The organism is Anaeromassilibacillus sp. SJQ-1, from assembly GCF_046693725.1.
Lineage (GTDB): Bacteria > Bacillota > Clostridia > Oscillospirales > Acutalibacteraceae > Anaeromassilibacillus.
Window position 1 is genome coordinate 1 of record NZ_JBKEIV010000045.1, and the last position, 25,398, is coordinate 25,398.

A 25,398-nucleotide genomic window follows, 5' to 3' on the forward strand; every position below is an offset into this window, starting at 1 on the left:
GCAATATTTTGTAAAGGGCGCAGGATTCGCAGAGGAATACAAGGACACAACTAAGCAGTCCGCAGGCGTAATGCCGTATTATACGATCCCGTTTAACCAGGACCCGAGCGGCGCAAACGTAGCGAACGGCTTCAGCAAGTACATTGTCCAGGAGCGTCTGCGCGAAGACCTCAACTATGACGGCCTGGTCTGCACAGACTGGAAAATCCATGGAAGCCATGAAGGCATGGGCGGCGCGGATACGCCTTGGGGCTTGGAGCCTGGCAAGGGCTACAACCGTCCGTACCGTATCCTGGCCAGCATGCTGGCAGGCGTTGACCAGATGGGCGGCCTGGACAGCGACGAATACGTCATGGAAGACATGCTGGCAGCCTATGATATGGGCGTCAACGGCAGCGAGGAGTACGGCATTGAAGCTCTGGGAGAGGAATTCATGGACGAGCTGACCGAGGCTTCGGCAACCCGCATCCTGAAAGTGATCTTCAACCTGGGCCTGTTCGAGGATCCGTATGTGGACCCGGGCTATGCAAAATCCTTTGTCGGTTCTCCGGAATTGAACGAGACGGCGTATGAAACCCATAAGGACGCTGTCATCATGACGAAGAACTCCAACAACACCCTGCCGCTTCAGGCAGAGGACGGCGAAGAGCTGACCGCTTATGTGCCGCTCAAGGAATCCAGCGGCGGAGGCGGCTTCCCAGGTTTCCCGGGTGGTGGCAGCGGTTCCAGTACAAAGGTCGAGCCGGTCATCAGCTTGGATACCGTGCAGAAATACTATAACGTCCCGGATACGCTGGTACAAGCGACGGAGAACGGGGAGATGCCGAGCGACGAGGCTAAGGCACAGGCGGCAAGCGAAGCGGATTTCGCCATCATCGAATTGGAGTCCCCGAGCATGGCGATGGAATACACCGACGGCCGTCCGCAGAACTTGACCTATGGCGAATATACGGCGGACGCAATGCGCGAAGTCAGCATCGGATACGACTGGTATCATGCAGACGGCACGCTGGTTCAGTATAACGAGACCCCGGACGAGTCCAAGGGCGATTATAAGTCCAACCGCTCCAGAAAGGGCAACACCCATGCGGGTACTCCGGAAAACCTGGAACTGATTCAGGAAACCGTGGAACTGATGGGCGACAAGCCGATCATCTTTATCCTCAGCATGGAGAACCCGATGGTCGTTTCTGAATTTGAACCCTCTGTGGATGCAATGCTCATCGGCACCAGTGTATCGCCGGATGCCTTCATGGAAGTGATTTCCGGCCAGACGGAACCGAGCGGCCTGCTGCCGGTCAATATGCCCGCCAGCATGGAAGCTGTGGAGACCGCCTATGAGGATGGCTACCACGATATGGAAGTCTATGTGGACAGCGACGGCAATGCGTACAGCTTTGGCTTTGGTCTGAACTGGGACGGCCAGATTGCTGACGAACGTACTGCGAAATACACAGACATCGGTGACCCGAACCTGGAAAAGACCACGTTCCCGGACACCTACGATGAGAAATATCTGGTTGTTGAGAGCCAGGAAGTCCGCGATGAGAAGGTCGAGGCGCTCATCAACACCATGACAACAGAAGAGAAGTTCTCTCTGTTGGGCGGCGGCGAAAAGGCCGGCGTTGCGGACGCAGGCAGCCTTGCGGGCGTTCCGCGCTTGGGAATTCCGGAGCTGCGCATGTTTGACGGCCCGGATGGCGTAACTTCTATTTACGACACCACCAACCCGCCGATTGAGCAGATGTTGGCCTCCACCTGGAGCACCGACCTCGCTTATGACTACGGCAAGATCAGCGGTTCTGAGAACAAGGCCATCTCCGGCAACGTACAGCTTGGTTCTCAGTTTGATATTACCCGTACGGCACACTTTGGCCGCAGCAAGGACCAGATGGGCGAGGATCCGTTCCTGCTGTCCCGTTTGGCAGTCAGCGAAACCGAAGGTATCCAGGATCAGAACGTCATCGCAACTTTGAAGCACTTCGCAGTGTTCGCACAGGACAGCACGCCGGGCGGCGCAGTGGATGTGCAGGTTGACGAGCAGACGTTGCATGAGCTCTATCTTGCTCCGTTTGAGGCGGCTATCCATGAAGCGGACGCAGCATCCGTGATGTCCTCTTACAACGGCGTAAACGGCGCTTGGGCTTCCGCAAGCACGGAATTGCAGCTCGATATTCTCCGCGACGAGTGGGGATTTGACGGCTTCACTGTGACCGACTGGGGCGGCAACCATGCGTATACGCTGGACAAGGGCACGGATCTCGAGATGCCTTCTGCCAGCCAGAATACGCAGGCGGCGACCGAAGAAAAGATCGCCAACGGCGAGATGACTTGGGACGATGTGGACGAGGCGGTCAGCCATGTGCTCAACGCGATGGGCAAAGTTGGCTATCTGTATCTGGTCGAGCTGGACGGCAAGGGCTACGTCAAAGAAGAGCCGGGCCGTACCGAGCCGATCAAGCTGCCCGACACCTATGCAGAACAAGTAGACGACGGCCTCTTGGCAGAGAATCAGGACATCGCTTTGGAAGTTGCGGAAAAGGGCGCAGTCCTTCTCAAGAACGATAACGAAACCCTCCCGCTGGATGCTTCCAATTCCTCTGTTGGTATGATCGGCCTTGGCGCGGTCAACCCGATCGCGGGCGGCAGCGGCCAGGAGCGTTCCTTCGGAACATTGAGCCGGATGGTCAGTCCGTATGACCGGATGATGGAAATTGCAGGCGAGGATGCCAACATCGAAGCGACGGCAGGCCTCGACATCGTGGGAACCACGATCCCGGCAGAATACCTGTATCAGGATGAAAACGGCGAGCAGAACGGCGTTTTGCGCAAGTATGGCGTAGAAGGCAACCCGGGCACGCCGGTTGAGATCAATGGACAGATCTTCTGGATGGGCAAGACCGACCCGATCGACATGGAAGGCTATGAGACCGGAACGGTTGCAAAGATCGAGGAAGACATCAACTTCAATACTGGAACAAAGACCTATAAGAATGGCCCGGATGGCACAGCCTTTGAAAATGGTTCTGCCTATACTTTGGAAACCTACCTCAAGGCGCCGGAAGACGGTGAATACACCATGGTACTCTCCGGAATCGGCGGCACCATCAGCGGAAAGATCACCGTTGACGAACAGGAGAAATCCCTTGGCAACATGTCCTTGCGTGAAGGCTCGCAGTGGCCGTGGAACAACGTGATCTGCACCTCCACCGGCATGGACATCAGCAACTCCACGGTTACCCTGGAAGCTGGCAAGCTCTATAAAGTAAAGATCACGGGCGTTGCAGCTCTGGATCTGAAGGACCTCCAGATCCGCCTGGGCTGGATTACCCCGAGCCAGAAGCAGGAGAACCATGACGAAGCAATCCGCATTGCAAGCGAAAATGACAATGTCGTCTTCTTTGCTTGGAGATCCACCGGCGCAGAAGGCAATACCATCGAAGACTGCAGCCTGGCACTCCCTGAGGATCAGGAAGCACTGCTGATGGAAGTCATCGAGGCGGCAAAAGAAAACGGCAATAAGGTTACGGTCGTGCTCAACAACGGCGGCGCCGTAACAATGAACAAGTGGATCAACGATGTAGACGCCGTGCTCGAGATGTGGTATCCCGGACAGGAAGGCGGCCTCGCAACCGCACGGATCCTGCTTGGCGAAGTCAACCCGAGCGGCAAGTTGGCACAGACCTTTATGATGTACGACAACGAGACCCCGGTTACCGACAGCCAGGAGCACTTTGAAGAGCGCCTCAAGAAGAGCGAAGAGGAAACCGGCGACGGCGTGAACCAGCCGAAGAATTCGGTTTACTACACCGAGGGCATCATGACCGGCTATCGTTGGTATGACAGCGAGGACATCGCTCCTCTGTTTGACTTTGGCCATGGCCTGTCCTACACCACCTTTGCTTATTCCGACATGAAGGTGGAAGAGAACGACGAAAATGGCTTTGATGTGACCTTTACCGTCACCAATACTGGCGACGTAGCGGGCGATGAAGTTGCACAGGTTTACCTTGGCGCAGCGGAAGTTCCGAACGGCGTACAGATGGCGGAAAAACAGCTGGCAGGTTTTGCACGCGTGGAAGATTTGCAACCGGGCGAATCCCGCGAGGTAAGCATTTCGATTTCCCAGCGTTCCCTGTCCTATTGGAATACCAATGGGGAATATGTAACTCGTGCGGACGGCACCAAGGATAAGTGGACAGTCGCAGAAGGCGAACGCGCTATCCTGGTGGGCACCAGCTCCGACAATCTCCCGTTGGAGACCACTGTCAATGTAAAGGCTCCGGAAGAGAGCGGAAACAGCAACCTGTCCGTCCAGTATGGCACCAACGTCAAGCTGTTCGTCAATGGCGAAGAGCAGACGATTGCCAACTTGGTGGGCGATTATGAGAACACCTTTGAAACGGGCGAGACCGTCACCTTGACCTTTGAACCTGCAGTAGAGGGTAGAGAGATCGCAGGCGTCACCCTTAATGGTGAAGCAGTTGATTTCGATGATGCCGATTCCTTCACCTACACACTCCAGGCAGGCGAGGCAGACGAACTGACCTTTGCCTTCATCACGGTGGATAAGAGCATCCTGCTCGCAACCATCGAGGCGGCCAACGCTTGCGAGGATGAGATCGAAGGCGTGATCCCCAGCGTACTGGAAGACTTTGAAGAAGCACTTGAAAATGCAAACACTGTTTATAAGAACCCCACCGCTACGCAGGAAGAAATTGATGCGGCATGGAACGCTTTGATTGACGCAATGCACAACCTTTCCTTCCAGAGTGGCAGCAAGACCTATCTGGAATACCTGCTGTCTGTAGCGGAAAAAATCGACACGAGTGAGTTCATCCAGGGCGTAACCGCATTCAAGGATGCCTATGAGGCTGCACAGAAGGTCTATGACGACCCGGATGCTTTGGCGGATGAGATCACAAATGCAGCAAAAACACTGGAAGAAGCTCTTCTCGGTTTGGTCCGTGGCTCTACAAAGGATATGCTTCGCACTGTGATTGAGAAGGCACAAAATCTGGATTTGGACAAATATGTCGACGCAGGCAAGGACGCATTTAACGACGCATTGGCCCATGCAGAAGATGTCCTGTACGACGACCAAGCCACGCAGGAAGAAGTGGAAGAGGCCACAGAAACTCTGAACGCAGCAATGGAAGCCCTGCGCAAAGTGGCGGATAAGAGTGCTTTGAATGCTTTGATTGCTTCCGTTGAAGGTATGAATTTGAACAAATACACAGCAGCCTCTGTTGCCGCTTTGAAAGACACGCTGGCGGAAGCTAAGATTATGGCGGCGGATGCAACCCTGAGCGAAGACAACCAGGCTGAAGTCGATGCAATGACCGACGCTTTGCAGGATGCTAAGGACCAGTTGAAGGTCAAGACGACGAACAGCCATAGCAGCTCTTCCAGCAGCTCGGGAAGCTCTGCAAGCGCGAACACCTATGGATCTACCGGCACCTCGATTGTCGGCGCCGCTACCACCGCGCAGGCGGCTGCTCAGGTGGTTTCCGACACGACGGTCAACTTCACCTTGAAGAGAGGCAGCGCATACTGCTTCAAGATGACCGTTGTCAACGGCAACAACCTCACGCCGAGCTTTACGGTCGGCAATGGCGATGTGCTGAAGACCCAGTTCGTTGCTAAAGTTGGCAATGATTACTACTACCGAGTGTATGCAATTGGTACACCGGGCCAGAGTACGGGCGTTTATACAACGCTGTCGGGCCAGAATGCAGTTAAACATTGCACAGTAACCATTGGCTAAAATCTTCCATAAAAATATCGTGGAAATGAAAGGCGTCAGATGCCCATATTAGGCAACAAAGGGCGCTACAAATCTGGATGTTTTGTAAAAATACGGTAGATTTTGCCAGTGTACGAAAGCTCTATGCCCACTACGAGCATTTTAACTAAGAATCTGTTTCGACGAAAAGTGCTTGTATATCTGAACAAGGAAAATATTGGCGGCTGGATAGTGGAACTATTTAAGAGTAAGAATAGCAGCCGTCAAATCCGGAATGAACTTATCGACTATTTTATCCGGAAGTTTTCCTTGTGAACCCTTTAGGATGTGCCCACAGTGCTCAGTCGCTGTGGGCACATTCCCCTTCATAGGCCAATTTTTGAAAAACGGCCTGCTTTTTACAAGGGTCATATTGCACATACATTTATGTTACCCAAAATAAACCGTCTGGGGAGGTGATTTCAATAATGGATCAAACAAGCGTTAACCAGGCAAAAATACAGATGATTAATCGTTCGCTCATCCTCAATCTTCTTCGACAAGAGGGCCTTTGTTCGCGTGCAACCTTGGCGAAGCTGTCCGGATTGCGTCAGGCAACGATCACCAATATTGTAGGAGAACTTATTCACAGCGGACTCGTAGTGGAAACAGGTTTAATTGCCGGAGAGAAAAACCGGCGTTCGATTGGTTTAACTCTGAATGACGAACGATTTCAGGTGATCGGCGTTCATTTGACTCGCCAGACCTGTACGGCTTGCCTGATGGGGCTTTCTGGAAAACTATATGACAAATGGGAATGTCCCATTGTCCCAGAAGAACAGGGAGAGGCTGCATTAGAACGGGTGCGGACGATGATCCAGACCATTGTCCGGGAACATTCGGATGCGGAGATCTTATCCGCAGGGGTGGCGGTTCCCGGCCCTTACCAGGAGAGCGAAGACCGGCTTCTCTTTGTGACAGGGATGCCTGGCTGGCAAGACTGCCCAGTGCGGGAGACCCTTTCCAGAGGATTAGATTTGCCCCTTTATATTCTCAATGATGCAAATGCGGGTGCATTCGCACAGCTTTGGTACAATAGCCACGACGCCCATACACAAAACATGGTGTATATTTTAGCTGGACAGGGCATAGGCTGCGGAATGATTGTCGATGGCAAGCTTCTGCTCGGTCAACAAAGCCTTGCTGGAGAATTTGGTCACAGCAGTATTCAGTTTGACGGTCCGATATGTGCTTGCGGAAACCGCGGATGTCTGGAACAATACGGTTCCATGCGTGCGTTATTCGAACGGATTTCAGAACAACTTGACCATGGAGCTATCTCCAGGCTGCATCGGAATTGTTTGAATGTACATGCTTTATCTCAAGCGATCAAAAATGGGGATCGCGTTGCCAGTGATGCATACCGGTATGTCTGCGGGTTCCTAGCGATGGGGATTGTCAGTTTGATGAATCAGTTAAATCCAGGGAAAATTGTGATTGGCGATCAACTGGCAGAAATTTATCCGGAAATGATGTTGGATGTGATTACAAAAAGTGTCGAGAGTCGGACGAACGCTCTCTTGGCTGGTAACATTGTTGTGGAAGTAAATCAATTGCATCCAAATCCCTCTCTACTTGGGGCTGGTGCGTATGCGGTCCATCGAGAACTCGAAAAACCGGCGCGGTTGCTCACCGCAGTTACCCGACATACGATCTTGTATTCCTCAAGGCGAGAACTTGCTTAATCAAAAAAGAATCGTGCATGACGCTCTAAAAATAGGCAAAAAGGACGCTCTACAGATCAGCCGGATTTACCCGGAGTAGAGCGTCCTTTTTTGTAGGATGGTTGATCGTATATAAAAATATTTATAAGAATAACCTGGTAATGTTCTTATTTTGCAACGGGAATATATATTTTATCGGTGTCTCTGAAAGCGTCGGGCTCCTTTATAAGCGGCGAAAGAAATGCCACTGTGTTTCTACTTATGGGCTACCCATATATGGCAAAAGCGGAATGACCCGACTGCTTTTCCAACTTGCAAAAATAAAAAAAGCTTTTGGAACAATTCATTCCAAAAGCTTTTTGGTGGACATTACAGGACTCGAACCTGTGACCCTTCGCACGTCAAGCGAATGCTCTAGCCAACTGAGCTAAACGTCCATTTTCTTTGGCAGCTCGTCCCCTGACAGAGAGCGCCAGGCCCTTTCTATCAGGGCAGAAAGGATGAGGCGTTTCTAAAGTGCTTCATTATTATAGCTGAAGAAAGGGGAAAAATCAAGAGGTTTTGTAAAATTTTTTTAATCTCACATCCATTCGCTTGTAAATATGGGGTGTTTGCCCTATACTGAAAAAATAGATAAGAGAAAAGAACTTCGAACCAGTGGGTGGACATGGCAGAATATGCCTTCGCATCCGTACTGGTCTGTCGAATAGAGAAAGGGGAATCTATTATGCCGGTTGGCCTAGTCTTGGAAGGCGGCGGAACACGCGGCGCTTATACCAGCGGAGTATTGGACGTATTTAGCAAAAATCAGATTATTTTCCCAGTGGTCTATGGAATTTCCGCAGGGGCGTGTAACGCCTTGAGCTATATTTCGGGGCAGGTGGGACGAAATTTCCACATCTTTTATGATTATATCCAGGACGACCGCTATATGAGCGTGGCCAGCCTGCGCCGGACGGGAAACCTGTTTGGCTTCGATTTTATTTTTGGGGAATTGTCGCGCAAGCTGTTGCCATTTGATTATAAGGCCTTTTTTGAATCGCCTGTGCAGCTCAAAGCAGGAACCACCGATTTGTACACGGGGAAACCGCTTTTTTTCGGAAAGGAAGAGATGGATGAACGTTTCCTTCCTGTACGCGCTTCCAGCGCAATGCCTTTTGTATCGGAAATCGTTTTCTATCAAGGGCATGCGCTGTTGGACGGGGGCTGTTCGACGTCGATTCCACTGCAATGTTCCTTGGAGGATGGAAACTCCTATAATGTAGTGGTTCTGACGCGTGACGCGTCCTATCGAAAAGGGGGCCGCCCGGAGTTCCCCGCGCCGCGCTTCGGGCAAAGTATGGGGAATATCCTCTGTTTATTGACGCTATGTTGCGCCGGCCGCAGATGTACAATCGGGAGGTCGAACTGTGCAATCAACAGGAAAAAGAGGGGAAGGCGATTCTAATTCGTCCCAGCAGACCTATCCCTGTGGGGCGATATGAAAAAGATCCGGATCGTTTGAAGCAGGCGTATCAGATGGGGATGGCAGATGCGGAGGAAAAACTGCCGCAAATCCGGAACATGCTCACAAGAGTTTAAAGGAGTGTGAGGAAAGAGCGTATGAAGATTTGTATTCTTTATGGTAGCCCGCGAAAGAAAAATACGTACGCAGCGGTACAAGTCATCAAAGAGCAATTGAACCGATTGGGAAAGGTGGACTATAACGAATACTTTTTGCAAACGGAATCCCACGATTTTTGCTGTGGTTGCTATACCTGCATCGAGGGACATGAGGAGAAGTGTCCGCATGCGGCACATGTTCAACCGGTGATTCAAGCGATGCGCGATGCGGATGGTTTGATTTTTGCAACGCCGGTCTATGTGATGGACATGACGGCACAGATGAAAGCGTTCTTGGATCACACAGGCTATTTCTACATGGTACATCGCCCATATCCGGAGATGTTTCAAAAATCTGCCTTGGTGATTTCTACTGCTGCAGGAGGAGGAACCAAAGATGCCAATGCCTCGATCGCCCGCTCCTTGAAGCATTGGGGAGTCCGGCGCATTTTTTCCTGTGGGATTTCCATCTTTGCGCCGGGATGGGATGCCATTCCTCCCACTCGAAAACAGAGCATCGAGAAGAAACTCCGCCATACAACAGACCTCTTTTGGCGCTCTTTGGGAACGAAGAAGCGCCCGACCCTACATACACGCGCCCTCTTTTTTGTGATGCGGATGATGCAGAAGAAGAAAGCAGGGACGAGCGCTGACGCAGCATATTGGAGCCGCCAGGGCTGGCTGGATGGAAAGAAGCCTTTTTGAGCACCATGTTTCCCCTTGACAGACCGGGGACATCGGGGTATGATAGTAAATGCAAATCATTTGCATTTAGGAGGTTCCCGTGAAAAAGAACGTGTACGCCGGTAACTCCGGCGTTTTTTATCCTTTGCGGCGTGTGATCGCCGCAATTTTGTGTATATGCCTGTTATGGCTGATACCAACTGGCTGCACGCCTCGTCAGACGGTAGATCCCCCACGGTTTCGGATTGTAACATCATTTTACCCTTTGTATATTATGGCACTCAATATTACAGATGGGATTGAAGGGGTGCAGGTGGACAATATGGCAGGGCAACAGACCGGTTGCCTGCACGACTATCAATTGCAGTCGAAGGATATGAAAAATATTGAGCAAGCGGACGTCTTTGTCATCAACGGAGCTGGGATGGAGAGTTTCATGGAAAAAGTGACCGATCAGCTTCCTGATTTGCGTGTGATCGATTCCAGCGAAGGAATCTCCTTGCTCATGAGCGGCGAGGAGTCCCATGATCACGATGAAGAAGTGTACGACCATGACCACGGTGACGCAAATCCTCATATCTGGGTATCTATTTCCAACTGTATGCAGCAGGTGCGGACAATTGCAGATGGATTAAAAGAAGCAGATCCAGAGGATGCAGATGCTATAGAGGAAAATGCCCAGGAATATCTGGCGAAGCTCAGTGCGTTGCGCGGGCGTATGCATAAAACCCTGGACAATCTGCCAAACCGGGACATCATCACTTTTCACGAGGCATTCCCTTATTTTGCAGAGGAATTTGATCTGCATATTGTCAAGGTTGTGAATCGGGAGCCGGACAGCCAGCCCAGCGCCAAAGAATTGGCGGATACCATCCGGTTGATTGAAAGTACGGGTGTAAAAGCTGTGTTTGCAGAACCCCAATATTCCACCGATGCAGCGCAGATCATCGCACAGGAGAGTGGAGCGGAGGTCTATATCCTGGACCCAGCTGTCACGGGGGAGAACGATCCGGATGCGTACTTGCGCGCAATGGAACAGAATATGGAAGTTCTGAAAGAGGCATTGGGCAGCACATAAAATGCCTTTTTCTTTTACAATTCGTATTATTTTGATATTATAATACTAAATAGATGAGGTTCAAACATGGAACAATGCAAATGTAGTACGCAGATTCGCGGATTGACCGTGCGTAAACGCGATGGTACGATCATCCATGATGTTACATTGGATGTACACCACGGTGAAATTATGGCGATTATCGGGCGAAATGGCGCGGGCAAAACCACCTTGCTCAAGGCTCTCTTGGGGAGGATTCCCTATACAGGCAGTATCCTTTTTACCAATCCAAAAGGGGAGCGCGTGGAAAAGCCCCGCATTGGTTATGTGCCGCAAAATATGATTTTTGACCGTTCCACGCCTATGACGGTTGCAGACATGCTTTGCGCCAATCTCTCGGAATTTCCCGTTTGGTTGGGACATAAGAAAGAAAAGATGGCGCGTGCAGATGCCATGCTGCAAAAGGTCGGTGGAAAGAACCTTCTACAGAAGCGTTTGGGAAGTCTATCCGGAGGGGAGATGCAGCGGGTGCTGTTGGCGTTTGCCCTCGAACCCATGCCGGATATGCTGTTGCTGGACGAACCGGTTTCCGCCGTGGATCGAAAAGGAATTGAGGTCTTTTATGATCTGGTGACTTCTTTGCGCAGCGAATATCATATGCCAGTCATTTTGGTTTCTCACGATCTATCCCATGTTGCGCGCTATGCCACACGTGCGGCACTGCTTGACCGGACCATCCGGGTCAGCGGAGATGTGAAAAAGGTGATGGCTTCGCCGGAGGTACGGGAGACGTTTGGGCTGGATGTAGTGGGGGGTGTACACGCATGAGTGCTTTGTACAGCTTGATCGACACACTGTTGCCGTTTGAATGGACCGAATTCTCCTATATGAAAAATGCATTTCTAGCAGTGCTGTTGATTACGCCCTTATTTGGCCTAGTCGGGACCATGGTGGTAAACAATAAGATGAGCTTTTTTCGGATGCACTCGGCCATTCGGCCTTGACCGGGATTGCCATCGGTGTGCTGCTTGGGGTGGACAATTACCTGCTCTCTATGTTGGGGTTTGCGCTTCTGTTTGCCCTATGTATATCAGCTGTTATGAGTTCCGGAACCTCGTCTGCAGATACAATCATCGGCGTTTTTTCCAGCACCGGCCTTGCGTTAGGCGTCGTGCTGCTTTCTGCAACAGGCGGCTTCGCAAAATACTCCAGTTATTTGATCGGGGATATTTTGACCGTACAGCCGTCTGAAATTGGCCTGCTGGCCATTGTATTGGCAGCCGTACTCCTGGTTTGGGTGGTGTTTTTCAACCGGTTTCTACTGACAAGCGTCAATACGGATTTGGCGGCAAGCAAAAACATTCATACCCGCCTGATGGAAAAGCTTTTTGTGGTGATTGTTGCTGTGATTGTTACGATTACAATCAAGTGGGTGGGTATTCTGATCATCAATTCCCTTTTGGTGTTGCCGGCAGCTTCTGCAAGGAATTTGGCCAAGAGTATGCGTTCTTATCACTTTTGGGCCATTGGTATCTCGTTGTTCTCCGGTGTCAGCGGGCTTATTGCATCCTATTATATGGGTACGGCAGCGGGGGGAACCATCGTTTTAATAGCCGCGGCGATTTTCTTTGTGACTTATGTACTGGGACATACAGGTGGAAAAAACCGTGTCGGATAAAACGCCTGAAATACCCTTCCCTAAGGGAATGTGGAGCTCCAGGAAGCCATTAAAAGTGAAAAGGGAACTGGAGAAGATACCTCTTCCTGCCGTAGTTTTTGTAAAGAGGCAAGTGGACGTCGGAGCAGACCGTCGATGATGATGTGTGGCCGAAGATGCGCCTTGGCTTGAGAAACAGGGAGGAAAGGGAGTTATTCTGTCCCGAAGGGGTCCACAGTTACGGCTTTTTTGCGGGAGATGTGGATCGCATTTAACCATTTTTTGAAAATACAGTTTGGTGACATTTTCCTGTATAAGCACATGGAGTAAATAGAGAAATAAAGATTGGACAACATGACGCCTTGGAATCCATATTTTTGGATTCCAAGGCGTCATTTCTGTGTTTTTTTAGGTTTTCTTTTGCCGTTTCTTATGATTGTCCTACAACCATCGTTGTTTGCATTGGTTTTTACTGTGTTCTTTTACCATTATAGGGAAACCGGTAGGAAAGTTGGGAGAAGCTAGATTGTGGAGTCATAGAAAACACGCGTGGACGACCGCGATTTTGCCATTTCCGTTTTATATAGAAACAGACTGGAATATCGATGGCCTTTCAATACTTGTAAATACCGGATTTATCAAGCAGACAGGAATGAATAGAAGCAGGGAAATGTCAGTAATCCTTACAAGATTCCGGTATTGCTCTTATATCCGTATTTATACATAAATACAAGAACGTATGTATCTACTTTCTAGATCAGAGACGTCGTTTCTTCGGTTGCTTTGGCTAATGTGGACGCCAGTGGACGTACGAACTGCACCGGCGCTTCGCATTCTGTTAGGGTCTGTCCGGTCTACAAGCTATTCTAATTTTTCCATTTCTTTGCTTAACTATTCAAATTTTCTTGCCGTATAGGAACGATCCACAAACCTGACAAAAATGTCAGAAACAGATACTCCATTGCAGAAAGAAAAGACGATTCATCCTACTCAAAAATTTTTTAACACCTCGGACCATTTCTTCGGGACATGTTGCGTTGCTTGGAAAAGGTTTTTCAACACAAGGGAGAACACCTTTGTTTCCAACACCGCGATCGGGTCAGGCGGACATTAAGTTGCGGATTCTTCCAAATGAGCGAAGGTCTTTTTGGAGATCAGAGAAACGATGACGGAGAATACCACCGCAACGAAAAGAATCCACTGCGGTTGTTCTACCAATGCGTCAAATAGAAACCCGTAGAGCGCCTGCCCAACTGGTTGAGAGCAGATGGAGAGCCCGACGACATACGACAAAACCTTGCCGATCAGATGGCGAGGGGTTTCCTTCTGCAAAAAAGCCAGCATCATCACAGAGAACAGTGTACCCAATCCCATAAAGACAAATCCACATGTGGTAATGACCACATAACTGACCATGATAGAGGCGCCCAATGCCAGAGAAATACCAATCGGCAGAAGGCAGAGAGAAGCCAGCAAGAGCACCCAGTGCATATTCCGCAGGGAAAGTTTGGGGGCGAGTATGCCGGCTAGAATGCCACCGCAGAGTGCACCAGCGGCTAAAAGTACTTGGGTCAGACTGTAAAGGGAACTGGACAAATGCAGGGTGATTTTGACCATAGAGGGGACTCCTACGGTAATCAGGGAACTCAAAGCTAGGTTGAACAGCGATACAAAGATCACCACTCTCAAAATAACTGGCCTCTCGCGTATCATAAAATGTAAGCTTTCTTTTAAGTCATTTACTGCAGTGGTAAGAATTCCGCCGCTAGCTGCACGTTTTTCGAAAGGAATATGGATGAAAATCTCCATCACAGCGGAAAAGAGGAAGCTGGCTGCGCTGGCCCAAATGACCGGTACGACGCCCCACACACTGTAAAGCATTCCGCCGAGGATAGGACCGATCAGATTGGAGAGCGATTGTACTTGATTGATGATGGCGTTGGCCCTCAAGAGGTTGTTGGTACTGGAAAGAACGGGAATGCTTGCCTGAACCGCTGGCTGATAAAAGGCCTGGATGACAGAAAGGCAGATAAGCATGATCGCAACTAGGACAGCGGGATTTCCAGAGGCATTGAGTAGACCAAATACGGCTACCAGGGCGGCTGTACTGAAGTCGAGTATCACCATAATATTGCGGCGGTTGACGCGGTCTGCTACCATGCCGGCAATGGGGGAAAATAGGATCATGGGAATCATTGAAATGGCAAGTACCGATCCAAACAGAGCGGACGAACCGGTCTGATCGAGCAGATAGAGGGGCAACGCAAAACGTAGGATGGAATTTCCAAACAGAGAGATAATTTGGCCGATGACGACCAGAGAAAAGTCGCGATTCATCAACTTTTGATACATAACAGACACCTACTTTCAATTAAAAGTATAAATACCGGACGAAGGTATGAAAAGAAGAAAAGAGAGCCATTCAGAAGAATGGCTTACAAAAGGATCACAAAAGTGAGGAACCCATGGCTTATTCTGGCAGGATATTCACGCAAAAATTCTGAGCAACCTCACGAAGCTCATCGTCCACAATGGGCAGACCCAATTTTTCGAGCATATCCTCTAAAAAAGCAAGTTTTTGCATAAATTCTTTCCTGGATACGGGAAAAGCCGCTGGATTGATCCAGACGTTGACCAACAGAAGAATGGACTCAGCAGTCTGTTTTGGATATGGAATGGAGAGGGAGCCGTCTTTATTTCCTTCTTCGATCATTCTTTCCAATAGATGAGCCAACTGAACGCTGTCTTGAACCGTCTGCGCTAGGAATTTTGGATTTTTCAAAAGAGAGGGGAACAGGTGGTACATTTCCCATTGTTTTTGATTCGCAAGAGAAAGAAGAAAAGTCTGGCGGATCTTTTGCAACCCGTTTAGCTCCTTCATCTCTTGGACACGGTCAAATGGGTTCGATTCCATGGAGACGCGTGTAGTGACTGCATCAACAATATCCTCCTTGGACTTAAAGTGGTGATAAACCGCGCCTTTGCTCAGGTCACCAAGTTCATTCACAATGTCTTGAATCGTGGTTTGTTCATATCCTTTTTCCATGAACAACTTGAGTGCCGCATCGAGAATTCGTTTTTCGGTAATTTCTGGGTACTTATTACGAGCCATGCATTTCCTCTTTTCATACATTCGTTTGGTATGAATATAGGGTAACAGATTTTTTGATGTTTGTCAAGAAGGATTTTGTGGGGTTCGATTGATGGGAAAATGCCCGAAGAGCCTTCTGCAGAAGGGCTTCTTCGGGTATTTTCTCTGGCAATGGGTATATGGAATCGCTTATTTGCGCTTGTACTTGGACAGATCAATTGCTACCGCCACGGCAATAATAATTCCTTTGATAATCTGCTGCCACATCGGACTAATACCGATGAATTGCAAACCATACTGGATGACCGTGAAAATCAACACACCGCTGACAATACCGCCGACGGTGCCAATACCGCCGTTCAAAGATACACCGCCGACCACACAGGCTGCGATGGCATCCGTCTCATAGCCGTCGCCATAGTTGTTGGTTGCGCCAGCTGTCCGGGCGGCTTCCAACACGCCGCCAACCCCGTACATGAAGGAAGCGAGGATAAAGATCAGCATAATAGTCTTAAATACATTGATACCGGATACTACGGCCGCTTCCCGGTTGCCGCCGATCGCATAAACCGCCTTTCCAAAGGTGGTCTTATTCAAGATAAACCAAATGGCGATCGTAAAGAAGATTGCGATTGGAATCAGGATGGAAAATTTGCCAAACAACTTTGTTTGACCGATTGCGGCAAAATCCGGACGGACGCCGCCGATCGGCTGGGAGCTGTTCGGAGGCATATCGAAATACAGAGAACATGCACCGTAGATCATAACCTGCACAGCCAAGGTGGCGATGAAGGGATGCATGTCATACTTTGCAACCAAGAAGCCATTGACCATACCAAACAGCATGCAAGCTATGATTGCTGCGATGATCGGCAAAATGACGGGAACCTGCGGGAGATCCGGGTAAAACCGGTTCGCGTATGTAGCGGTTTGCAGCATAGAGGTGGAGATAACAGCCGCCAAACCGACCATACGTCCGGCGGACAGGTCCGTACCTGCAATCAACAGTGCAAAACAGATACCCAATGCGATAATCAGTCGCGTGGAGGACTGCGTTAAAATATCGAGAAGTACTTGTACCTGCATAAAGCGCGGCTCGATAAAGCAAATCACGACAACCAACGCCAACAATGCCAGCATGATTGCGTTATTTGTCAAAAAGTTTTTCGCCGTTCTTGCAGAAAAGAAAACTTCCGGGTGTAAGCGATTGCTTCGAAGCATTTGCGCTACGCCATAGATAATGGCGATTGCCCCGATTCCAACGATAAACCAGGGAAGGTCAAATGTTTTCTCAGCATCCAGGGCGAACAAAAAGATAACGCCAAGGATGGCCAATACCACGCCAACGCCGACAAAGATCGACGCATACCGCTTGCGTGGGATGCTCTTTGTGTGTTCCATAGTGATGTTCCTCTCCTTACATAAATTTGGTAGCCAAACGCATAACGCCAACGGAGTCCGCCTCGCCGCGGTCCAGGAAGCCCGTGACACGGCCTTCGCACATGACCATGACGCGGTCCGCCATGCCCAACAGTTCGGGCATTTCCGAAGAGATCATGATAATCGACTTGCCTTCCTTAATCAGGTCGTGCATGATCGTATAGATCTCATACTTTGCACCAACGTCGATTCCGCGCGTCGGTTCATCCAATATCAGGATGTCCGGATGCGTCAACAGCCAGCGCGCAATCAGAACCTTCTGCTGGTTACCACCCGACAGGTTCTGCATCAATTCCTTCATGCTCGGCGTCTTTGTGTGCATGCTTTCGTTCGATTCAGTCGCCGCTTTAAAGCGTTTGCTCTCCTGCAACACACCATGCTTTGCAAAGCTCTTCTGTGCGGCAATGACCGTGTTGTCCTCGATCGACAGAATGCCAAATACGCCGCTCTGACGGCGTTCCTCCGTCAACAGCGCCAGCCCATGCGCCTTTGCATCGCGCACCGACTTCACCTTGAACGGCTTGCCGTCCTTTTCCACATGGCCCGATGCAATCGCACGCAGACCGAACAAAGCCTCGACCATCTCTGTACGCTGTGCGCCTACCAGACCGCCGATGCCCAATATTTCTCCTTTATGCAGCTCAAACGACACATGCTGGAACGACTTCGGCAGCGGCGAACACAGATCGTCCACCTTCAGCACGACTTCCTTCCCCGGCTTGTACGCCTTCGGCGGGAAACGGTTCGTCATATCGCGCCCTACCATTCGGTTGATAATCAGGTCCGTTGTCAGTTCGCTTGCCGGCCAGGTTCCTACATACGTGCCGTCTCGCATGATCGTTACTTCATCCGAGATCTTCAAGATCTCTTCCATCTTGTGGGAGATGTAAATGATCGCGCAGCCTTTTTCCTGCAGCTGCCGGATAATCTTAAACAAGTGCTCGGTCTCGTTGTCTGTCAACGATGACGTCGGTTCGTCCATGATGATGATCTTCGAATTGTAGCTGACCGCCTTCGCTATCTCCACCAACTGCAAGTTGGACGCCGACAGCGTTCCCGCCAGTACCTCCGGATCAATGTCCAGGTCGACCTCTTTAAAGAGCTCCTTTGTCTTTTTGATCATCGTCTTTTTATCGACGGCGATCCCTTTCATGGGGAATCTTCCCAGCCAGATGTTTTCCATTACCGGACGGAACCGGATTGGATGCAGCTCCTGGTGGATCATGGAGATTCCCAGGTCCAACGCCTGTTTCGACGTATTGATGACCCGTTTCTTTCCATCTAGGATGATTTCGCCGCCATCTTCATGGTAGATGCCGAACAAACACTTCATTAGTGTCGATTTTCCTGCACCGTTCTCGCCCATCAGAGCATGCACGCTGCCGGGCCGCACTTTCAAGGTTACTCCGTCCAGCGCTTTTACGCCTGGGAATACCTTCGTGATGTTGTTCATTTCTAGCACATATTCTCCCATACGATCAATCCTCCTCCCATGCCTTTCTTCTTCATGCTTTTGCAACTCCTCATTGGAACATTTTAGTGGGTTATACAACTAAATAAAAGGGTTATTTTTATTTATTGATAGAGAAATCGCTATATTATATATACAAATTAGTTGCATAACCAATTAATTGCATTATAATGAGAAACAAAAGGATTGTCAATATAAAATAAAAAATTATAGGAAGATCAAAGAAATTCGTAGATTTTTTATCCTGTCAACGGAAGGATTCCAGCTGTCGGAAGATTCGTTGACAACCCGTTTTCTACAAGTTAAAATAAACTTGGCGGAAGGCGCAGGTATTGCTGTCGGGAGGGGAAAGCCGTGAAAGGACCATATTGGGATTACATCAAAATTTTTTCGGTAATCTATTGGCAGTCACAGGGATTTTGTGCAAAGCGTCTTAAGGATTTGGGGGTCACCTGCGGTCAGTTCATGTATATTCTCTGCATTTGCGACAACCCTGGGGTTTCACAAGAGAAGGTTGCAGAGCTGACCTGTATTGATAAGAGTACGGTTGCAAAGGCGGTACAGCAGCTTTTAAAGGGTGGTTTTATCACGCGGCAGGTCAGTCGTGAGGACCGTAGAGTCAATGAGTTATATCCTACGGAGAAGGCTACATCGATTTATCCTGAAATCGTACAGATTGTCAATGATTTTCATGAGGAGCAATTGCGTGGCTTGACAGACATTGAACGTGATCTATTTATGCGCCTGTTGCAGAAAATTTTTGAACATGTAAAACCAAAACCTTAAAAGGCTAAAGAGGGCACACCAATTGGTGTGCCCTCTTTAGCCTTTTGCATGCGATAAGAGTTGTTCTCGGTTAGATGCACCGTTCATAGGGTGGGTACCGCTGTTTGAATAGAAGCGTCTTTTCGGGATAGACGCCGCATTTCATGAATCATAAAAAGAATCGCCATCAATCCGGCGGCACCATCTGCCAGCGGCCCAGCGTATAGTACGCCGTCAATCCCCAAAAAGAGGGGAAGAATGAGAACAAGGGGCAGAAGGAAAAAGATCTGCCGGCTTAGGGAGAGTAGAATTCCTTTGAGTGCATAGCCGATAGAAGAAAAGAAATTGGATGTTAAAATTTGAATTCCATTGATAAAAATACAGAATAGAAAGATACGGAAATAGCGGATTCCAAATTCGTAATACAGCGCGTCGCCCTGTCCAAATAGGTAGATGATCTGTTTGGGGAAAATTTGAAAGCAGAGGAACGCCGCGGTTGCGATACAGGTTACCACGATTGCAGCCATTTTATAGGCGTTCTTGACACGCTTATAATTTCCAGCGCCGTAGTTAAAGCCCATAATCGGCTGACAACTTTGCGCGATACCAAAAATCACAGCAATAAAAATAGTATTGACCTTTGAGATGATACCGACACAGGCGAGCGGAATATCCCTTCCATAGATGGAGAGTTCTCCATAATACCCCAGGGTGTTGTTTAAGACGATTTGTACCAAAGTGACAGCCAGCTGATTGAAGCAGGCGGCTGCACCGAGGGAGACGATGGAACGAACGGTCCGCGCACGGAAGAAAAAGTGTTCTCTTTTTAAACGCAGAGATCGGAATTTTCGAAAGTAGAGTAGGACGGCAATTGCCGTTACAATCTGTCCCGTGATGGTTGCCAAGGCAGCCCCCTGAATGCCCATACCAAAGCCAAAAATAAAGATGGGGTCCAGGACTGTGTTCAGGATGGCGCCGGAAAGGGCGCTGAACATGGAATACTTGGGACTCCCGTCCGCTCGGATCAATTGGCTTCCGGCAGAACCGAACAGTGTAAAGGGAATTCCGATAGCAGTGATGCCGGTATACTCTCTGGCGTAGATCAGAACCTGTCCTCTGGCACCGAAAAGCACCATCAGTGGTTCCAAGAATACCAAAACAGTAACGCTTAACGCAATGCCCGATAGGACTGCCATGCAGAGGCTGTTCCCGACAACCTTTGCCGCCTTTTCGTTTTCATTTTTTCCTAAATACAAGCTGAAATTTGAAGCACCACCCACACCGATCATCATCGAGAGCGAGGCCATGATGGTCACCAGTGGGAAGGCGACATTTGTTGCCGCATTGCCCAATGTGCCGACGCTTTGGCCAATAAAAATCTGATCGACAATATTATAGATGGAGTTCATCAGACCGCTGATAATGGCTGGGATGGCAAACTGACGCATGAGTTTTCCAATGGATTCTGTTTCCAGAGGGTTATGTGCTTCTATGGTGTTGGTTTGATTCATTCGTTTTCCTTTCTCCTGTGTCCCTTATTCGTTACAATTCCTTTCGGCTCCAGATGTATGTGAGATGTGGCCATGCAACAGTTCGTTTCGCAATCGAATTCGCAGTTGTTCCAAGCTTTGTTCCATTGCGTCACACTCCGCCTCGGACATATCGTCCGTCAAGATTTGATGGAGCTGTTGATGGAGCATACGAATCTGTTTCACTGCCTCTTCCGCCTTTTTCAGGGGTTGAATGATACGCACACGATGGTCCCGCTTATCCACTTCTATCGCGACATAGCCCTCTGCACAGAGCTTTTTTAAAACCTTGGTGGTAGTGCCCTTGTCCACATGGAACCGTTCGGTCAACTCCTGTGGCATCCGTCCAGGGTGTTCATAGATGTATTGCAGAAAGAACTGCTGTCCCCATCCAATGCGATAAGCTTCCAAGCCACGGTCATAATACATGCGCATCATACGTGTGAGACTGGAAATGTTCCTCCCAATACTGGTAAAATCTTCGTTCAAACGACCACCTCCTTTTCCTGCGAAGATGATCTTATCATAAAATAGTAGCGTACGCAACTATTGAACGAAAAAAATGGGGCTCTGCCTGTCCGATTCTTTTCGGGCTAGAATCGGATACTTGGTTGTTCAGAGCAGGGACGGAATTGATTATCTTGGGGAAATGATAAGGGGAAAAAGATACAGTCGGTGATGCGCTTTCAGGAAATCTACAGGGATTGAATCTTGCAGAACTCTCCCGTTTGCAGTAAAATGGCAGCGTCCTCTTTATTAAATGACATAAATATGCTATCATATTACCATCAATATCTGCTTGGCCGGTGGGACGGCACAGGCGGGGAAACGGGGGAAACAATGTCTGACGTAATCAGAGTATTTGTCGAAAAAAAACCCGGCTTCGACGTGGAAGCACAGCACATGAAGGCGGACTTGGTGGAAAATCTGGGAATGCCGGTCGAAGATTTAAAATTATTGAACCGGTATGACATTTCTGGATTGAGCCGTGAAGAATTTGAGGCTGCACGCGGCACGATCTTTTCCGAGCCGAATGTCGATACTGTTTATGACGAGGAATACCCATTGCCCGAGGGATATTCGATCTTTGCCATGGAATACCTGCCCGGACAGTATGACCAGCGCGCTGATTCTGCGGCTCAGTGCGTACAGCTGCTGACCCAGGGGGAGCGCCCTCAGGTCGTTACCGCCCGTGTCATTGCACTCAAAGGGAATCTGGACCAAGAAAAACTTGAGAAGATTCAAAATTACCTGGTCAACCCGGTGGAGAGCCGCTTGGCGTCTTTGGACAAGCCCGAATCGCTGGATATGCAGGCGGATGTGCCGCCGGACGTGGCGCGGGTAACAGGCTTCATTTCCTGGAGCACAGAGGAAATGACCGCCTATTATGAGAAGATGGGCTTTGCCATGACCTTGGAAGATCTGCTCTTCTGCCGCGACTATTTTAAAAAGGATGAACACCGCGACCCAAGTGTCACAGAATTGCGTGTGATTGATACTTATTGGAGCGACCATTGCCGTCATACGACCTTCTCCACCCGCTTGGAACATATCAAGATTGTGGAGGGGGCATTAAGCGAGGCGATTGAAGGGGCTTTGCAGGCGTATTATGAGGCGCGCAGAGAGGTCTACGGAGAAAACACCGACCGGCCGGTTTCTTTGATGGATATGGCGGTGATCGGCATGAAACTTCTGCGTAAGCGTGGCCAGATTCCGGATCTTGACCTCAGCGACGAGATCAACGCCTGTTCCATCGAGGTCCCTGTGACCATCGACGGCAAGGAAGAAAAATGGCTGGTCCAGTTTAAAAATGAAACACACAACCACCCAACAGAGATCGAGCCCTTTGGCGGAGCGGCGACCTGTCTCGGCGGCGCAATCCGCGACCCGCTGTCCGGCCGCGCATATGTCTATCAGGCCATGCGTGTGACGGGGTCCGGGGACCCGCGCATTCCTTTTGAAGAGACGTTACATGGAAAACTGCCGACTCGCAAGATTACAACCGGTGCGGCCAGCGGCTACAGCTCCTACGGCAACCAGATTGGCCTTGCAACCGGACAGGTCACAGAGCTGTATGATCCCGGCTATGTCGCAAAACGGATGGAGATTGGCGCAGTAATCGGCGCCTCCCCAAAGGAGAACGTGGTGCGCGAACAGCCGCAACCGGGCGATGTGATCGTGCTGCTGGGTGGCAGCACAGGCCGCGACGGGATAGGCGGTGCAACTGGTTCCAGCAAAGCGCATACAGAGAAATCCGTCGAAGTATGCGGTGCAGAAGTGCAAAAGGGCAACCCGCCGACGGAGAGGAAGATTCAGCGCCTATTCCGAGACCCGCAGGTTTCCCGCCTGATTAAGCGCTGCAATGACTTTGGAGCAGGCGGCGTCTGTGTGGCGATTGGAGAATTAGCGGACGGTCTGGAGATCGACTTGAACAAGGTTCCCAAGAAATACGAGGGTTTGGATGGGACGGAACTGGCTATTTCGGAATCTCAGGAGCGTATGGCGGTGGTCCTTGCTCCAAAGAGTGTGGAGGCATTCTGTCAGGCGGCCGCGGAAGAAAACCTCAATGCACAGGTGGTTGCCATTGTTACGGAGGCGCCACGCCTCAAGATGGAGTGGCGCGGGGATACGATTGTCAACATTGCGCGTGCATTCCTGAATACAAACGGCGTGACACAGCGCGCCGATGTAGAGATTGAAGCGCCAAATCCGGACCAGTATTATCGCAAGCAGATTCCCGATTGCCTGAAAGGAAAACCGTTGGCAGAGGCATTCCAGGAGAATCTAAGCCGATTGGAAGTCGCCTGTCAAAAAGGGTTGGCCGAGCGTTTTGACGCGAGCATTGGCGCGGCCACTGTGCTCATGCCGTTTGCAGGGAAGTACCAGCTGACGCCGGAGGAAGCGATGGTCGCCAAGCTGCCGGTTATCCATGGGGAAACGGATGATGCAACGGCAATGAGTTATGGCTATATACCCGGTATTGCAAGATTTTCTCCGTTTCATGGAGCGGCCTATGCAGTGGTGGAGAGCCTGTCCAAGCTCTGCGCAGTGGGGGCAAATCCGCTCAGTTGCCGCTTGACGTTCCAGGAATATTTTGAGCGTCTCCGCACGGACCCTAAGCGCTGGGGCAAACCGACTGCAGCGTTATTGGGGGCGCTGGCAGCCCAGTTGGGGATGGGTCTGCCGTCCATCGGTGGAAAAGACAGTATGTCGGGTTCGTTTGAGCAGATGGATGTGCCGCCAACGCTGGTGAGCTTCGCGGTTGCCATGACAAAGGCAAGCAAGACGGTGTCAGCGGCGTTCCAGCATGCTGGGTCCCGCGTCGTTTTGCTTCCGATTCCGGAGGATGCCAAAACGCTGCTGCCGGATTGGGAGCGTTTAAAGACGTTCTATAAGCAAATCGGCGAAAAGATGGCGGATGGCAGCATACTGTCCGCGTCGGTTGTTAAGGAAGGCGGCGCCGCGGCGGCCGTGGCAAAAATGTGCTTTGGCAACGGTATCGGCTTTGACTTTGACACCGTGGATGAGGGAATCCTCTTTGCACCGTTGTCCGGCAGCCTGGTGGTTGAACTGGCAGAAGGCGTGCCGATCACCAATACAGCTACGGTGCTTCTGGGAAAAACGATAGAGCCATCGGCCATCCAAATTGGCGGAGAGGTCCTTCCGCTTCAAAAGCTGGCCGAACGCTGGATGGGTACGTTGGAAAAGATTTTCCCGAATCATGCCCCAGCGGTGGAAATGCAAAAAGAAGTGCCGCTCTATACAGCGCGGTATGCGCAAACGCCGGCGATCAAGGCGGCTAAACCGCGGGTATTTATCCCCGTATTCCCTGGCACAAACTGTGAGTACGACACCGTCCGTGCATTTGAAAAAGCAGGAGCAGAAACCGATGTGCTGGTTGTGCGCAATTTGTGCTCGACTGACATTGAAAATACCATCGAGCGGATGGAAAAAGCCATCCGCAATGCGCAAATTATCATGTTGCCCGGTGGTTTCTCCGGCGGCGACGAGCCGGACGGCTCTGGAAAGTTTATTGCGACAACCTTCCGCAATCCAAAGATTGCAGAGGCAGTTATGGAACTGTTGAAAAATCGCGACGGCCTGATGCTGGGCATCTGCAATGGATTCCAGGCGCTTATTAAATTAGGTCTGGTGCCCTATGGAGAAATCCGCGAGACAAGTGAGACTGCTCCAACATTGACCTTTAATACATTGGGGCGCCATGTATCCCGTATGGTGTATACACGAATTACGTCGGTCAAGTCTCCATGGTTTGCAGAGGTAAAAGCGGGCGATGTGGTCACGGTGCCTGTATCTCACGGAGAGGGGCGCTTTGTCGCAGACGATGCGACGTTGGCTCAGTTGATTGAAAACGGCCAGATTGCCACGCAGTATGTAGATCTGAATGGAACGCCAAGCGGCGAGATCGCTTGGAATCCGAATGGCTCGGTCTGTGCAATCGAAGGCATCACCAGCCCCGACGGCCGCGTCTTAGGCAAGATGGGCCATTCCGAGCGGAAAGGAACGGATCTTTATCGCAATGTACCTGGCGAGAAAGACCCACGTATTTTTGAATCCGGTGTGGCATATTTTAAATAAATGTAGATGAAAGCAGATGGGCCGGTGTCTGCCACAATCGAAAACATTGGGAGC

At 50.2% G+C, this 25,398-nt stretch carries 17 protein-coding genes and 1 tRNA gene; 11 read left to right on the top strand and 7 right to left on the bottom strand.

Annotated features, from left to right (window positions below):
• Positions 1-70 precede the first annotated feature (70 nt).
• Entirely contained in the window at positions 71-5,767 is a 5,697-nt protein-coding gene (locus tag ACGCCZ_RS12915; RefSeq protein WP_411656234.1) for a glycoside hydrolase family 3 C-terminal domain-containing protein, read from the top strand.
• 446 nt (positions 5,768-6,213) lie between these two features.
• Complete coding sequence (locus tag ACGCCZ_RS12920; RefSeq protein WP_054324852.1) at positions 6,214-7,470, top strand: ROK family transcriptional regulator; 1,257 nt, start codon at positions 6,214-6,216, stop codon at positions 7,468-7,470.
• A gap of 339 nt (positions 7,471-7,809) precedes the next feature.
• Here the strand turns inward: ACGCCZ_RS12920 and ACGCCZ_RS12925 are convergent.
• A tRNA-Val gene (locus tag ACGCCZ_RS12925) sits at positions 7,810-7,886 on the bottom strand.
• A gap of 230 nt (positions 7,887-8,116) precedes the next feature.
• Between ACGCCZ_RS12925 and ACGCCZ_RS12930 the strand changes: the two genes are divergently transcribed.
• From ACGCCZ_RS12930 to ACGCCZ_RS12960, 7 genes are all read left to right on the top strand, one after another.
• On the top strand, positions 8,117-8,896 hold the full coding sequence (locus ACGCCZ_RS12930) for a patatin-like phospholipase family protein (RefSeq protein WP_411656092.1): 780 nt from the start codon (positions 8,117-8,119) through the stop codon (positions 8,894-8,896).
• The gene (locus tag ACGCCZ_RS12935; RefSeq protein WP_411656099.1) at positions 8,836-9,030 is read left to right on the top strand and encodes a DUF6363 domain-containing protein; all 195 of its coding nucleotides are present in this window, start codon (positions 8,836-8,838) and stop codon (positions 9,028-9,030) included. Before ACGCCZ_RS12930 ends, ACGCCZ_RS12935 begins: the two co-directional genes overlap by 61 nt.
• Positions 9,031-9,051: 21 nt before the next feature.
• Complete coding sequence (locus tag ACGCCZ_RS12940; RefSeq protein ID WP_411656235.1) at positions 9,052-9,756, top strand: flavodoxin family protein; 705 nt, start codon at positions 9,052-9,054, stop codon at positions 9,754-9,756.
• A 79-nt stretch (positions 9,757-9,835) separates the two neighbouring features.
• The gene (locus tag ACGCCZ_RS12945) at positions 9,836-10,813 is read left to right on the top strand and encodes a metal ABC transporter substrate-binding protein (RefSeq protein WP_411656237.1); all 978 of its coding nucleotides are present in this window, start codon (positions 9,836-9,838) and stop codon (positions 10,811-10,813) included.
• A 66-nt stretch (positions 10,814-10,879) separates the two neighbouring features.
• Positions 10,880-11,620 (top strand): metal ABC transporter ATP-binding protein, encoded by a 741-nt coding sequence (locus tag ACGCCZ_RS12950; RefSeq protein ID WP_054324856.1) that lies wholly within the window; start codon positions 10,880-10,882, stop codon positions 11,618-11,620.
• The gene (locus ACGCCZ_RS12955; protein WP_411656238.1) at positions 11,617-11,796 is read left to right on the top strand and encodes a hypothetical protein; all 180 of its coding nucleotides are present in this window, start codon (positions 11,617-11,619) and stop codon (positions 11,794-11,796) included. The genes ACGCCZ_RS12950 and ACGCCZ_RS12955 overlap by 4 nt, the downstream gene beginning before the upstream one ends.
• Entirely contained in the window at positions 11,793-12,470 is a 678-nt protein-coding gene (locus ACGCCZ_RS12960) for a metal ABC transporter permease (RefSeq protein WP_411656239.1), read from the top strand. The genes ACGCCZ_RS12955 and ACGCCZ_RS12960 overlap by 4 nt, the downstream gene beginning before the upstream one ends.
• A gap of 1,089 nt (positions 12,471-13,559) precedes the next feature.
• On the opposite strand, the gene ACGCCZ_RS12965 is transcribed toward ACGCCZ_RS12960, so the two are convergent.
• The 4 genes from ACGCCZ_RS12965 to ACGCCZ_RS12980 all read right to left on the bottom strand — a co-directional run bounded on the left by ACGCCZ_RS12965 (position 13,560) and on the right by ACGCCZ_RS12980 (position 18,454).
• Entirely contained in the window at positions 13,560-14,801 is a 1,242-nt protein-coding gene (locus tag ACGCCZ_RS12965; RefSeq protein ID WP_085531517.1) for an MFS transporter, read from the bottom strand.
• 118 nt (positions 14,802-14,919) lie between these two features.
• Positions 14,920-15,561 (bottom strand): TetR/AcrR family transcriptional regulator, encoded by a 642-nt coding sequence (locus ACGCCZ_RS12970; RefSeq protein ID WP_085531519.1) that lies wholly within the window; start codon positions 15,559-15,561, stop codon positions 14,920-14,922.
• Positions 15,562-15,729: 168 nt separating this feature from the next.
• Positions 15,730-16,941 (bottom strand): galactose/methyl galactoside ABC transporter permease MglC, encoded by a 1,212-nt coding sequence (gene mglC / locus ACGCCZ_RS12975; RefSeq protein WP_054324859.1) that lies wholly within the window; start codon positions 16,939-16,941, stop codon positions 15,730-15,732.
• A gap of 16 nt (positions 16,942-16,957) precedes the next feature.
• Positions 16,958-18,454 carry a sugar ABC transporter ATP-binding protein gene (locus ACGCCZ_RS12980; RefSeq protein WP_085531524.1) on the bottom strand — a complete coding sequence of 499 codons (1,497 nt, stop codon included), beginning with the start codon at positions 18,452-18,454 and terminating at the stop codon, positions 16,958-16,960.
• 351 nt (positions 18,455-18,805) lie between these two features.
• On the opposite strand from ACGCCZ_RS12980, the gene ACGCCZ_RS12985 reads away from it, so the two are divergent.
• The gene (locus ACGCCZ_RS12985; protein ID WP_411656243.1) at positions 18,806-19,237 is read left to right on the top strand and encodes a MarR family winged helix-turn-helix transcriptional regulator; all 432 of its coding nucleotides are present in this window, start codon (positions 18,806-18,808) and stop codon (positions 19,235-19,237) included.
• A gap of 83 nt (positions 19,238-19,320) precedes the next feature.
• Here the strand turns inward: ACGCCZ_RS12985 and ACGCCZ_RS12990 are convergent, their stop codons facing one another.
• Both ACGCCZ_RS12990 and ACGCCZ_RS12995 read right to left on the bottom strand, forming a co-directional pair.
• Positions 19,321-20,727 carry an MATE family efflux transporter gene (locus ACGCCZ_RS12990; protein WP_085531528.1) on the bottom strand — a complete coding sequence of 469 codons (1,407 nt, stop codon included), beginning with the start codon at positions 20,725-20,727 and terminating at the stop codon, positions 19,321-19,323.
• 24 nt (positions 20,728-20,751) lie between these two features.
• A complete protein-coding gene (locus ACGCCZ_RS12995; RefSeq protein ID WP_054323463.1) occupies positions 20,752-21,234 on the bottom strand; it encodes a MarR family winged helix-turn-helix transcriptional regulator in 483 nt (160 codons plus the stop codon).
• A gap of 351 nt (positions 21,235-21,585) precedes the next feature.
• On the opposite strand from ACGCCZ_RS12995, the gene ACGCCZ_RS13000 reads away from it, so the two are divergent.
• Complete coding sequence (locus tag ACGCCZ_RS13000; RefSeq protein WP_411656246.1) at positions 21,586-25,344, top strand: phosphoribosylformylglycinamidine synthase; 3,759 nt, start codon at positions 21,586-21,588, stop codon at positions 25,342-25,344.
• Positions 25,345-25,398 lie beyond the last annotated feature (54 nt).